Source organism: Streptomyces sp. NPDC051051 (assembly GCF_040682975.1).
GTDB lineage: Bacteria > Actinomycetota > Actinomycetes > Streptomycetales > Streptomycetaceae > Streptomyces.
The window spans coordinates 37766-51737 of record NZ_JBFBCB010000053.1; the positions used below are offsets into that span (position 1 = coordinate 37766).

The 13972-nt window shown below is 74.3% G+C and carries 5 protein-coding genes; 3 read left to right on the forward strand and 2 right to left on the reverse strand.

What is annotated here, in order from left to right:
• Positions 1–33: 33 nt before the first annotated feature.
• Positions 34–765, reverse strand: a complete 732-nt coding sequence (locus tag AB0N31_RS30340; protein ID WP_366061652.1) for an alpha/beta fold hydrolase — start codon at positions 763–765, stop codon at positions 34–36.
• 287 nt (positions 766–1052) lie between these two features.
• Here AB0N31_RS30340 and AB0N31_RS30345 point away from each other — a divergent pair, with 287 nt between their 5' ends.
• Positions 1053–2072 (forward strand): diiron oxygenase, encoded by a 1020-nt coding sequence (locus AB0N31_RS30345; RefSeq protein ID WP_366061653.1) that lies wholly within the window; start codon positions 1053–1055, stop codon positions 2070–2072.
• A gap of 271 nt (positions 2073–2343) precedes the next feature.
• Here the strand turns inward: AB0N31_RS30345 and AB0N31_RS30350 are convergent, their stop codons facing one another.
• Positions 2344–3978, reverse strand: coding sequence for an AMP-binding protein (locus AB0N31_RS30350; RefSeq protein WP_366061654.1), 1635 nt, complete (start codon positions 3976–3978; stop codon positions 2344–2346).
• Between the two features lie 372 nt (positions 3979–4350).
• Between AB0N31_RS30350 and AB0N31_RS30355 the strand changes: the two genes are divergently transcribed.
• Both AB0N31_RS30355 and AB0N31_RS30360 read left to right on the forward strand, forming a co-directional pair.
• The gene (locus AB0N31_RS30355; RefSeq protein WP_366061656.1) at positions 4351–7581 is read left to right on the forward strand and encodes an amino acid adenylation domain-containing protein; all 3231 of its coding nucleotides are present in this window, start codon (positions 4351–4353) and stop codon (positions 7579–7581) included.
• Positions 7578–13916 (forward strand): amino acid adenylation domain-containing protein, encoded by a 6339-nt coding sequence (locus AB0N31_RS30360; protein WP_366061657.1) that lies wholly within the window; start codon positions 7578–7580, stop codon positions 13914–13916. The genes AB0N31_RS30355 and AB0N31_RS30360 overlap by 4 nt, the downstream gene beginning before the upstream one ends.
• Positions 13917–13972: the final 56 nt, after the last annotated feature.

The window sequence follows — 13972 nt, forward strand, 5'->3', positions numbered from 1 at the left end:
ACGCGCTCGCCCGGGTGGGGTGTGGTCGGTGGGTCAGGAAAGGGGAGCCGACCGGACGAGCTGGCCGAGCGTCCGCCCGAGGGCGTCGAGCGTGGGTCTGGCGTGGGTGAACAGGTAGTCGTGGCCGCCGGGCAGCAGCCGGAGCGTGAACTCGTCGTCGGCGCACTCCCGCCAGCCCTCCAGCCGTTGCGGGCTCACCAGGGGGTCGTCGGTGCCGCCGAACACGTGCAGGGGGCAGCCGACCGGCGCGGGGCCGGGGGCCGTGTACGCCTCGGTCAGTACCAGGTCGCGGCGGATCGTACGCACGGCGTACCGCAGGTACGCCGGGTAGCGGTGCAGTTCGGGCGGGAAGCCGCCGAACCCCTCCAGCCAGCTGAGCAGTCCCTCGTCGTCGCGGTCGGTGACCCGCCGGAGCACCCGGGTGTGCGGGGCGCGGGAGGCGGAGACCAGCAGCGCGGCGGGCGGGGTGAGGCCGCTGCGGCGGACGCGGACGGCGAGTTCGTAGCCGATCAGTGCGCCGAAGCTGTGGCCGAAGAAGGCGTACGGAGCGCGGAGTTCACCGGCTATGCCGTCGAGCACGGCGTCGGCCAGCTCCTCCAGGGTGTCGGGGAGCGGCTCGGCGCTGCGGACGCCCCGGCCGGGCAGTTCCACCGTGGCCAGCTCCACGCCCGGCGGCGGGGCGAGCCGCCAGGGCGCGAACGACGCGGCGCTTCCCCCGGCCTGCGGCAGACAGATCAGCCTCAGGCGGACGTCGGGTGCCGTCACCCGGCCGACGATCCACGGACTGCCCGCACCGCGCGTCGGAGTGTGCGCGGGGTGGGAGGGTCGTGCAGCGGCATCGGTTCGCATCCCGCTCCTTCGTCGGCCGGCGTTGTCCGGGTTGTGGCCCGCGGGGACGATGGTGGGGCGGCCGATGGCAACGGTGCCAGGCACACCGACCGGCAACACCTCTGCCGCCCAGTTGCCCGGCGTCTGCCTGGCCCGCGGGACATCCGGTGACGAGGATCGTCGGGACACTCCTACTCTTGTGCCCCGAGGGGATCTCCTTCACGATGACCGCCCTTCCTGACGAGGCAGCCGACCCGACGTTCTTCACCCTGGAATCCGTCAAGGCGGACCTGATGGAGGTGGAGAACCTCACCCGGGCCTGTCTGAACTGGGACTACGGCAAGCGTGACAGCCGTGTGTGGAGCCTGTACGAGAAGAACAAGGCCTCCCAGTGGAACGCCACCACCGACATCGACTGGGACCACGACGTCCGCTTCGGTTCCCAGCTCACCGAGGAGAACGGCGCGAAGCTCGCGTCGTTCGTGATCGGCGAGGGCAGCCCGGTGCCACCGGAGCTCCTCACGCAGTTCCGGTGGGAGTACCAGGCTTGGATGTGCAGCCAGTTCCTCCACGGGGAGCAGGGCGCGCTGGTGACCACGGCCCGGCTCGTCGAGACCGTGCCCGACATGGACGCCAAGACCTACGCCGCCTCCCAGGTCGCCGACGAGGCGCGGCACGTGGAGGCGTTCGCGCGCTACATGAACGAGAAGCTGGGCGTGGTGTACCCGGTCAACCCGGGCCTCGGGACCCTGCTGCACGACGTGCTGTCGGAGTCCCGCTGGGACATCGTCTACCTCGGCATGCAGGTGGTCATGGAGGGCCTGGCCATCACCGGGCTGCGGCTGGCCAGCAGCGGCTTCGGCGACCCGTTGATCCGGCAGATCACGCGGATGGTCGCGGCCGACGAGGCCCGGCACATCGCCTTCGGCGTCACCGCGCTCAACGGCATGTACGCGCAGGCGACCTCGGCGGAACTGCGTGACCGGGAGGACTTCCTGCTGGAGGCGATCCGGTTGATGTCTCGCCGGTTCATGCTGCGGGAGCTGTGGGAGCGCATGGACCTGGACGTGGAGACGGGCGTGCGGTTCGCGCGGGCCAACCCGATGATGGCCACGTACCGGCAGCTGCTGTTCCAGCAGGTCATCCACGTGCTGCGGCAGCTGGGCATGCTGTCGGACAAGGTGAAGGAACTGCTGATCGCGGAGAACCTGGTGCGGGCGGAGACGATGGCCGCGGTCCGCTGAGCCGCCGGCCGCCACGCCGGGACACGCCCCCGGCACGGTCCGGGGCGGGCGGTCGTGTCGCCAGGCGTGTTCCGTGGCCCACCGTAAGCCCGTACCTCGGCGAGGGCCGTACCGGCGGGCCAGCCGTCACGCGGAGCACCGGCCGTGTCCCACGGACGAACCGTCCGGGCCCGGCCAACACCCGGACGCCACCGAACCGGCCGGCACGGCGAGCGCGAACGCGGCGGCGGACGAACCGTCTGCCGCCGCCCCCGACCGCCGTTTCCCCGCGTCAGTCGTCCTCGGCCGTCAGCGGCCGGACGGTGTCCTCGTACGCCCCGTCGCACAGCGCCTTCCAGATCACCCGGCGTCTGGGCTTGCCGCTGGAGGTGACGGCGATACCGCCGCGCGGGACCTCGACGGCGAGGAGTTCGGCGTCACCCAGCCACTCGGACAGCACCTCGTGGGCGGCGCCCCGCCAGCCTTCCTGGACACCCGCGAAGACGGCCACGCCGGTCGGCGTGCCGTCGCGGACCCCGAGCAGCACTGCGACCCGGCGCTCGGGAATGCCGCGCTGGTGCAGCAGCGTCTCCAGGCTCTCGGCGAACACCATCTTGCCGCTGACCTTCAGCCCGTCACCGAGCCGGCCGATCACGAACAGCTGCCCGTCGCGCAGGAATCCCGCGTCACCGGTCCGCAGCCGGTCGCCGATGCCGGTGCCCGAGGCGGTGCCGGCGTCACCGACGTAACCGTCGGCGATGGACACGCCGCTGACGACGATCTCGCCGACCTGTCCGTCCGGCACCTCGTCCCCGTCGTCGGAGACGATGGTCACCGTACGGTCCTCGAGCGGCCGGCCGCAGCCGACCACCACCGTGCCGGCGAGTGCGCCGGCGTCGCCCTCGTCCGGCTCGCGCGTCGACCAGCCCTCACCGGGTGCCAGCCCGGTCACGGCGAGGGTCGCCTCCGCGCTGCCGTACGCGGGCAGCAGGGCGCCGCGATCGAGGCCGTACGGGCCGAGCAGGGCGTGGAAGTCGTCCAGCACGCGCGGGTCGATGCGTTCGGCGCCGATGATGACGCAGCGCAGCGAGTCGAACCGCAGGCCCTCGAGGTCGGCCGGGCGGACGCGGCGCAGGATGTAGGAGAGACCGAAGTTGGGCATGGCCGTCATGACGATCCGCTGCTCGCTGATCCGCCGCAGATAGCGCTGCGGGGAGCGGATGAAGTCGTCCGGCTGGAGCATGTGTCCGTCGAAGCCGGTGACGACGACGTTGAGCAGGAAGCCGACCAGGCCCATGTCGTGGTGGACCGGCAGCCAGCTGATCGCCGGACGCTCCGGGGCACAGCCCAGCCAGCGGCCCATCCCTGCGAGGTTGGTGCGCAGGGCCTCGGCGGAGATCCGCACGCCCCGGGAGAAGCCGCTGGAGCCCGAGGTGAACTGCACCAGCGCGGTCTCCGGCAGGGGCAGCGGGCCGTCCAACGGTTCCGCGTCGGCCACGAGTTCGCCGAAGACCACCGGTTCCGGCAGGCCGGTCACGGCGGCGATCTTGCGGAGGCGTTCCTGCGACTCCTCGTCGCAGACGGTGGTCCGGGGCCCGACGGTGGTGAGCAGGTGCGCAGCGTGCCGCTCGTAGTCGTCGGCCCGCTGGAAGGCGAACGGCGGGGCGATGGTGCAGGGCGTGGCGCCCGCGGCCAGCGCGCCGAAGAAGGTCGCGACGAAGCCGGGACCGGAGCGCTGCACCAGCGCCACCACGTCACCGTCCCCGACGCCCCGGACCCGCAGGGCCGCGGCGGTGCGCAGCACCAGGTCCCGCAGATCACGGTAGGGCCAGAAGTCCCAGCCGTCGCCGCGGTTCGCGTAGTACAGGCCGCGTTCGGCGGACGCGTCGTCCAGCCAGTCGAGCAGACCTCGGTCCCCGATTCCCAACGTGTTCGTCCTCTCCGGGATGTCGTGCTGACACGGGATGCCCGCGACGCGGCCGACTCGCCCGAGGGCGGGCGCCGCGACCGGCGACCGCCAGCCTCACCGCCCCCGGGCGGCAGGGCCAGGCAGGGGCCCGGTAACTCATCCGGGCGGGGCGGCAGTTACACCAGCAACAGCGATTGCCGGTCGGTTGCCTGGCGACCGGCGTACGGCCCGTGCAGCATCAAGCAGGGTGCCGGGGCCCACCTGCGCAGCGACGGGAAGGGGGCTCGCGCGGGGGCGCCGCACCGCCCACCGGCATCCTCCGGAAGGCCCGGAACACCTCAGGCGGCGCCCGACGGTTCCCGGAAGTCCACGAGAGCGGTTACGAACCAGATGACACCACGCGACGGCGACCTGCCCGCCGGCCCCGGCCTGCTCCCGCTCACCGCGGCCCAGTCGGGGGTCTTCCACGCCCAAGGGCTCGATCCCGGCAATCCGGCCTACAACACCGTGGCCGTCATGGAGATCCGCGGGCCGTTGGAGGGGGACCTGCTGCGACGCGCGGTCCGCCGGTCGGAGGCGGAGAGCGGCACCTTCGACGTGGAGTTCGTCGAGCGCCCGGACGGCGTGTTCCAGCGCCCGGTGGCGCCGGGCTGCTCCACCTGGCGCGAACTCGACCTCACCGGTGAGCCGGACCCGTTCGCCGTGGCACGGGCGCTGGTGGACGACGACCGGTCCACCGCGCTGGACCTGACGAAGGACGCCCTGTCCGCCCACGTGCTGATGCGAGTGGGCCCCGACCACCACCTGTGGTATCAGCGCAGCCACCACGTCCTGTCCGACGCGTTCGGGTCGGTGCTGCACTCGCGTCGCATCGCCGCGCACTACGAGGCACTGGCCTCGGGCACGGATCCGGCCGGCGAGCCGCTGGACACGCTGCGGGCGCTGCTCTCGGAGGAGGCGGACTACCGCGGCTCACAGGAGTACACGGCCGACCGGCGGTACTGGAACGACACGTTCGCCGACCGCCCGGAGACCGCGAGCCCCGCCCCCGGCGTGCCCACGGGCGCCGCGCCGCGCACCCTGTCCGCCTCGGCGGAGCTGTCGCCGGCCGAGCTGGCGGAGCTGCACGCGGCCGGCCGGGCGGCCCGCGCGCCGTGGACGGTGGCGCTGCTGTCGGCGGTCGCCGCCTACCTCCACGGGGTGACGGGGGCCGAGGACCTGACGATCGGCGTACCAGTCACCGCGCGGCTGGGCCTCCGGTCGCGCAACGCGCCCGGCATGCTGTCGAACACGCTGCCGCTGCGTCTGACCGTCCGTCCGGACGAGGGCCGCACCGCCCTGGTCCGTCAGGTCGCCCGCCGGCTCGGCGAGCTGCTGACGCACCAGCGCTACCCCTACGACGAACTGCGTCGCGACCTGAAACTGCTGGGCAGCGGAGAGCAGTTGTACGGGGTACTCGTCAACATCATGCCCGCCGGCTCGGAGACGGCCTTCACGGGCCGCGAGGCGACGCTGACCACGCTGTCCGGCGGACCGGTCACCGACCTGGACATCACCTGTCATCCGCATCCGGACGGCACCGGCGCCCGGGTGTCCCTCGAAGCGAACCCCGACCGCTACTCACCTGCCGAACTGGAGGTGCACCGGCTCCGGTTCACCGCGTTCCTGTCCCGGTTCCTGGCGGCCCCGGAGAACCTCCCGCTGGCCCGGACCGAGGTACTGACCGAGGCCGAGCGGACCACGGTGCTCGCCGCCGGGGAAGGGGCCGGGAGCGTGCCGTCACGCACCTTCCCGGAGCTGTTCGAGGAGCAGGTGCGCCGCGCCCCGGGCGCCCTCGCGGTCCTCTCCCCCACCGGCTCGCTGGACTACGCCGGGCTCAGCGCCCGCGCCAACCGGCTGGCCCGGGCGCTGGTGGCGCGCGGGGCGGGACCCGAGGATCTGGTGGCGGTGGCCGTGCCGCGCGGCGCCGACGCCCTGACCGCGGTGGTGGCGGTGCTGAAGTCGGGCGCGGCCTACCTGCCGGTCGATCTCGGCTATCCGCGGGCCCGCATGACCGCGATGCTCGACGACACCCGGCCGCTGCTGGTGCTGACCACGCGCGAGGCGGACGACCCGACGCTCGCGCCCGGGGTGCCCCGGCTGTACGTGGACGACGGCGCCGTCGACGGCCCGCCGCACACGGACCCGGCCGCCGCCGACCTGACCGACGCGGACCGCCGTGCGCCGCTGACCCCCGGGCACCCGGCGTACGTCATCTACACCTCCGGCTCGACCGGCCGGCCCAAGGGCGTCGTGGTCACGCACACCGGCCTGGCCCCGCTGGTCGAGGGCCAGCGGGACCGGCTGCGCCTGCGTCCGGGCACCAGGGTGCTCCAGTTCGCCTCGCCGAGCTTCGACGCCTCGGTGTGGGAGCTGACGACGGCCCTGCTCACCGGAGCGGCCGCCGTGGTCGCGCCGGGCGAGCAGCTCGTGCCCGGGCCATCGCTGGCGGACCTGGTGGCCGAACTGGGCGTGACCTGCCTGCTGCTGGCACCGTCGGTGCTGTCCGCGCTCCCGCAGGACGCGCTGCCCGAGGGCACCGACCTGGTGGTGGGCGCCGAGGCGTGCTCCCCGGATCTGGTGGCCCGCTGGTCGCCGGGCCGGCACATGGTCAACGCCTACGGCCCCACCGAGTCGACGGTCATCGCCACGCAGACGGGCCGGCTCTCCGGCCGGACCGTGCCGCCGATGGGCCGCCCGGTGCCCGGCACCCGGGTGCGGGTGCTGGACGCCGCACTGCGCCCGGTGCCGCCCGGGGTCCCCGGCGAGGTGTACCTGAGCGGTGACGGCCTCGCCCGCGGCTACCTGGCCCGTCCCGGCACGACGGCGGAGCGTTTCGTCGCCGACCCGTTCGGGCCGCCCGGCACCCGCATGTACCGCACCGGCGACCTGGCCCGCTGGGCGGCCGACGGTGAACTGGTCTACCTGGGCCGCGCCGACAGCCAGGTGAAGGTGCGCGGATTCCGTATCGAGCCCGGCGAGGTGGAGGGCGTCCTCACCGGCGCCCCGGGCGTCGGCGGGGCCGTGGTCGTCGTCCGCGAGTCCGAGACGGGGGTACGGCAGCTGGTGGCGTACGTGGTGCCGGCGGCCGGTGCGGCGACGCGACCGGACGCGGTGGAGTTGCGCGCCCACGCCGGGGAGCGGCTGCCCGCGTACATGGTCCCGGCGGCGGTGACGGTGCTGGACGCCTTCCCGCGCACGCCCGGCGGCAAGGTCGACGTCAAGGCACTGCCCGAGCCGCGGTTCGAGGCGACGAGCGCCTACCGGGCGCCGTCCACGGAGCGGGAGCGGCTCCTGCACGACGTGTTCGCCGAGGTGCTGGGCCAGGAGCGGGTCGGCGTCGACGACAGCTTCTTCGACCTCGGCGGCGACTCCGTCACCGCCACCCGTCTGGCGGCCCGGGCCCACCGGGCGGGTCTGACCCTCACCGCCAGGGACATCTTCGGTCACAAGACCATCGCGCGGCTCGCCGAGGTGGCCCGGAACACCGGTCCCGGGGCCGCGGCACCGCGTGCCGAGAGCCTGGTGCGGCTCGACGCGGACGAACTCGACGAGCTCGAAGCCCAGTGGGGGACACTGTGAAGCAGACTTCTCTGGAAGCGGTGCTGCCGCTGACCCCGTTGCAGCAGGGCATGCTCTTCCATGCCCTGTTCGACGAGGGAGACGCCACCGCGCCCTCCGTCGACTTCTACACCGTGCAGACACCCCTGGAGCTGACCGGCACGCTCGACACCGCGGCGCTGCGCCGCTCCACCGCCGCCGTGGCCGCCCGGCACACGAGCCTGCGGGCCGGATTCCTGCGGCGCCGCTCGGGCGAGGCCGTGCAAGCCGTCGCGCGGTCCGCGGAACCGGCGTGGGAGGAGGTCGACTTCTCCGGCTTCGGCGCGGACGAGCAGCGGCTGCGGCTGACGGGGCTGCTGGCGGACGACCGGGCGCGGCGCTTCGACATGGCCCGGCCGCCGCTGCTGCGCTTCACCCTCGTCCGGCTCGCCGCCGACCGGCACGTCCTGCTGCTGACCAACCATCACATCCTGCTGGACGGCTGGTCACTGCCACTGCTGCTGGCCGACCTGTTCCGGATCTACCGGGACGGCGGCTCGGCCGAGGCGCTGGAGCCCGCCGTGCCGTTCGGGGACTACCTCGGCTGGCTCGCGGCACAGGACCGCGAGGAGGCCGAGCGGGCGTGGCGGTCGGCGCTGGCCGGGCTGGACGGGCCGACGCTGGTCGCGGGCCCGTCCGGACACGACGGTCCGGCCCGGGCCCAGCGACGGGCCATAGCGGAGCTGTCCCCGGCGGACACGGCACGGCTGGTGGAGACCGCGCGCTCGCGCGGACTCACCCTGAACACCGTCGTGCAGGGCGCCTGGGCGCTGCTGCTGTCGGTGCTGACGGGCAGCCAGGACGTGGTCCACGGCAGTACGGTCGCCGGCCGCCCGCCCGAGCTGCCGGGCAGTGAGCGGATGGTGGGCCTGACGATGAACACGGTGCCCGCGCGGGTGCGGATCGACCCGGCCGAGCCGGTGGCCGGGCTGCTCGCCCGTCTCCAGGACGAGCAGTCGGCGCTGTCCCGGCACGAGTACCTGGGCCTGGCCGACATCCACCGCGCCGCGGGCGTGACGGAACTGTTCGACACCACCGTCGCCTTCGAGAACGTGCCCGTCGACAGCGCGGTCCGCGGCGCCGAGGTGCCCGGCCTCTCCGTGACGCTGCTGCGTGACATCGTCGACGACGCCTTCGAGGGCACCCACTACCCGCTGAGCCTCGCCGTGCACCCCGGCGAGGGACTGCGGCTGGAGCTCAACCACCGCGAGGACATGTACACCGCCGACGCCGCTTCCGGGCTGCTGGACCGGCTGTGCGGACTGCTGCGCGACATCGCCGATGAACCCGATCTCCCGGCGGGGCGGCTGCCGCTGTGCTCGCCGGCCGGGCGCGAGGAACTCCTGCGTGCGTGCTGCGGGCGGACCGTGGCCCACCCGGCACGGACGCTGCCCGAGGTGTTCGAGGAGCGGGTCAGGGCCACTCCGGACGCGGTGGCCGTCGGTGACGACACCTCCAGTCTGACCTTCGCCGCGCTGAACGCCGACGCCAACCGGCTGGCACGGCTGCTGGTCGCCGAGGGCGCGGGCCCCGGCGGGCTGGTCGGCGTGGCGCTGCCACGCACCGTGAAAGCCGTGGTGGCGATCCTGGCGGTGCTGAAGTCGGGCGCCGGCTATCTGCCGATCGACACCGGCCACCCGGCCGAGCGGATCGCGGCGATCTGCGCGCAGGCCCGGCCGGTGCTGGTCCTGACCGACGCGGCGGCGCCGCCGGTGCCCGGGCGAACGCTGAACACCGACGTGGCCGTGCTGCCCGAGGACGCCTCGGACCTCACGGACGCCGACCGCCCGCGGCCGCTGCGGCCGGAGCATCTGGCGTACGTGATCCACACCTCGGGCTCGACCGGCCGGCCCAAGGGAGTCGCCGTCGAGCACCGCAACCTGGTCAACATGTTCCACAGCCACCGGGCGAACTTCTTCGAGCCGGAGCGGGAGCGTGCCGGGGGCCGGACGTTGCGCGCGGCCCTGACCAACTCCCTGGGCTTCGACGCCTCCTGGAGTCAGCTGCTGTGGATGGTCGGCGGGCACGAGCTGCTGCTGGTCGACGACGACGTGCGCAAGGACGCCGTCGCCCTGTCCGGTCTCGCGGCCCGTGCGGCCGTCGACGTCATCGACACCACGCCGTCGGTGGCCCGGCAACTGCTCGCGGCCGGCATGTTCGAGGCGTCCGGGCAGGGGCACCGGGTGCGCGTCCTGGCCCTCGGCGGCGAAGAGGTCGGCGCCGACCTGTGGGAGGCGCTGCACGCGGTGCCGGGCCTGTCGGTCTACAACCTGTACGGCCCCGCCGAGTGCACCGTGGACGCCATGCTGTGGCACGGTGGCGCCGAGGCCGGCCCGGCCATCGGTACCCCGGCCGACAACATGCGCGTCTACGTCCTGGACTCCTTCCTTCGGCCGGTCCCGGACGGGGTGGTCGGCGAGCTGTACATCGCCGGCGGCGGGGTGGCCCGCGGCTACCTGGGCCGCCCGGCGACGACGGCGGAGCGCTTCGTCGCCGACGTCTTCGGGGAGCCGGGCGCGCGCATGTACCGCACCGGTGACCTGGGGCTGCGCCGCCCGGACGGAGTGGTGGAGTACCGCGGCCGGTCCGACTTCCAGGTGAAGATCCGCGGACACCGCGTCGAACTCGGCGAGATCGAGGCCGCCCTCGCGGCCGACGCGTCGGTGGACCGGGCGGTGGCGGCGGTGTCCGAGGACGCGGCCGGGGTGCGGCGGATCGTGTGCTACGTACGGCCCGCGCCCGGCGCCGAGGTGCGTCCCGACGTGCTGCGCGCGGCCGTCGCGGAGCGGCTGCCCGCATACATGGTCCCGGCACTGGTGATGGCCGTCGACGCCTTCCCGCTCACGCCCAACGGCAAGGTGGACCGGCGGGCGCTGCCCGAGCCGCGGTTCGAGGCGGCGGACGCCTACCGGGCGCCGTCCACGGAGCGGGAGCGGCTCCTGCACGACGTGTTCGCCGAGGTGCTGGGCCGGGAGCGGGTCGGCGTCGACGACAGCTTCTTCGACCTCGGCGGCGACTCCATCACCGCCATGCAGCTCGCCGCCCGCGCGCACCGGGCCGGGCTCGCGGTCAACGCCCGGGACGTGTTCGTCCACAAGACCGTGGCCCGCCTGGCGGAGGCGGCCGGGGAGGCCGGTCCCGAACCGGACGGGCCGACCGTCCCGGCCGGGCCGCCGATCACCCTCACCGAGGCCGAACTGGCCGAACTGGAGGCGCTGGAGCGGCCGTACGCCGAGGTACTGCCGCCGACGCCGCTCCAGCAGGGCATGCACTTCCACGCCATGCTGGCCGCGGACAGTATCGACGTCTACACCGCTCAGGCGCCCGTACGGCTCACCGGCACCCTCTCCCCGGCGGTGCTGCGCACGGCCTTCGACGCGGTCCTGGCCCGGCACACCGCGCTGCGGGTCTCCTTCCGGCTGCTCGGCTCGGGCCGCCTGGTGCAACTGGTGCACGAGGATGTCCGGACGCCCTGGCGCGAAATCGACCTGACCGGCCTGGCCGAGGAGGAGCAGCGGGCCCGGGTCGCCGAGCTGCTGGCCGACGAGCGGATGCGCCGCTTCGACCTGGCCGAGTCTCCGCTGCTGCGGGTCACGCTGGTCAGGTTCTCGGACGACGACCACCTGCTGGTGGTGTCGCACCACCACGCGCTGCTCGACGGCTGGTCCCTGCCCCTGTTCTTCCGTGACCTGTTCGCCGCCTACGCCCGCGGCGGTACCCATCCGGCCCCGGCGCCGGCGCAGTTCACCGACTTCGTGCGCTGGCTCGGCGGGCAGGACGGCGATGCGGCGGTCCGGGCCTGGGCCGAGGCGCTGGCCGGGTTCGACGAGCCCACGCTGGTCGCCCCGGACGCGGAGGCCGCCACGGCCGGTGTGCCGCACCTGGTGACGCATACCGTCGACGCCGGACGAACCGCGGCGCTCGTCGCCGGCGCCCGTGGCGCGGGGCTGACCCTCAACACCCTGGTGCAGGGCGCCTGGGCGGTCGTCCTGGGGCGGCTGCTGGGCCGCGACGACATCGTGTTCGGCGCCACCACCGCCGCCCGCCCGGCGGAACTGCCCGGGTCGGAGGAGATCGTGGGCCTGCTGATGAACACCGTCCCGGTGCGCGTCCGCGTCGCCTCGGACCGGCCGTTCGGCGCGCTGCTGGCGGGCCTTCAGGAGCAGCAGGCCGGGCTGCGGCCGTACCAGCACCTCGGGCTGACCGAGGTGCAGCGGTTCCTCGGCACGGGCGAGCTCTTCGACACGGTCGTCGACTTCGCGAGCGCACCGTTCGACGGTGAGGCCGTCCAGGAGCAGGTGCCGGGGCTGCGCATGACGGTGGACGAGGAGCCCGTGCCGGGCGCCTCCCACTACCCGCTGAACCTGGTGGTGGTGCCGGGCGAGCGGCTGAGCCTCGAACTCAGCTACCGGGACGACCTGTTCACCGCGGAGGAAAGCGCTGCCCTGCTCACCCGGGTCCGGGCGGTCCTGGACGGCTTCCTGACCGACCCGTCGGCCCCGTTGGGCCGGCTGGACCTGCTCACGGCCGAGGAGCGGACCGCGCTGCGCGCCGCCGCGGAGGGACCCGCCCACTCGGGGCCTGACACCTTCCCGGCGCTGTTCGAGGAGCGGGTGCAGGAGCGGCCCGACGCCGTCGCCGTGATCGACGGGGAGCACGCCCTGTCGTACGGCGAACTGAACGAGCGGGCCAATCGGCTGGCGCGGGAGCTGGTGGCCGAGGGCATCGGCCCGGAGGACGTCGTGGGCGTGGCGCTGCCGAAGTCGGCGGAGTCGGTGACCGCGGCCCTGGCCGTGCTGAAGGCGGGCGCCGCCTACCTGCCGCTGGACCCCGGCTATCCGCTGGAACGGCTGCGGCATATCGTCGGCGACGCCCGGCCGGCACTGGTGCTGACCGCCCCGGGGGCGTCGGAGCTGCTCGCCGAGGCGGGCGCGGCGCGGACGCGCTGCCTCGGCTCGGCACCGGTGGGCGACGGCCTCCCCGGCGCCGACCTGACGGATGCGGACCGGGTGGCGCCGCTCAGGCCCGCGCACACCGCGTACGTGATCTACACCTCCGGGTCGACCGGCCGCCCCAAGGGCGTCCAGGTGCCGCACCTCGGGATCGCGGCCCTGGTCGCCCAGCAGCGCGCCGGTCTGGAGCTTCGCGCGGACGAGCGGGTGCTGCTGTTCGCCTCACCGAGCTTCGACGCCTCGGTGTGGGAGCTGGCGACGGCCCTGCTGACCGGGGCGAGCGCGGTCACCGCGCCGGCGGACGAGCTGCTGCCGGGCCCGGCGCTGGCTGCCACGGTGGCCCGGCACGGCGTGACAGCGTTGCTGCTGCCGCCGTCCTCCCTCGCCGTGCTGCCCGAGGACGCGCTGCCGCCGGGTACGACCCTCGTGGTCGGAGCCGAGGCCTGCCCGCCCGACCTGGTGGAACGCTGGTCGACGGGGCGCCGGATGGTCAACGCCTACGGCCCGACCGAGGCGACCGTCATGGCGACGATGAGCCGCCCGCTGAGCGGCCGGGTCCGCCCGCCGCTCGGCGAGCCCGTCACCGGGGCCCGCGTGTACCTGCTGGACGGCGCGCTGCAACCGGTGCCGGCGGGCGTGCCCGGCGAGCTGTACGTGGCCGGCGAGGGCCTGGCGCGCGGTTACCTGGGCCGCCCCGCTCCGACCGCGGAGCGTTTCGTCGCCGACCCGTTCGGCCCGCCCGGGGCGCGCATGTACCGCACCGGCGACCTGGCCCGCCGGGGGGCCGACGGCACCCTGGAGTTCCTCGGCCGGGTCGACCACCAGGTGAAGGTGCGCGGGTTCCGCATCGAGCCCGGTGAGATCGAGGCCGTGCTCGCCGAGGACCCGGCGGTGGCGCAGGCCGTGGTCGTCGTCCGCGAGGACCGGCCCGGTCACCGACAGCTGGTGGCGTACGCCGCCCCGGCCGCCGGTGCGCTGCCCGACCCGGTCCTGCTGCGCCGGCGGGCCGCGGAGGCGCTGCCCGAACACATGGTGCCCGCGGCGGTAGTCGTCCTGGACCGGCTGCCGACGACCGCGAGCGGCAAGTTCGACCCGAATGCGCTGCCCGCGCCGGAGTTCTCCGCCGGGGCAGAAGGGCGGGCGCCGAGCACCCCCCGCGAGGAGTTGCTCTGCTCCCTCTTCGCCGAGGCCCTCGGGGTGGAGCGGGTCGGGGTCGACGACAGCTTTTTCGACCTCGGCGGCGACTCCATCGTCTCGATCAAGCTGGTCACCCTGGCCCGCGAGGCGGATCTGGACGTCACCCCGCGGGACGTGTTCGCCCACAGGACCGTGGCCGCTACGGCTACGCCAACGACGAGCTGCTGATGCTCGTGGTGCGCGACCTGTCGGGCACGGTCGACACCGAGGCCGAGCTGGCCCGG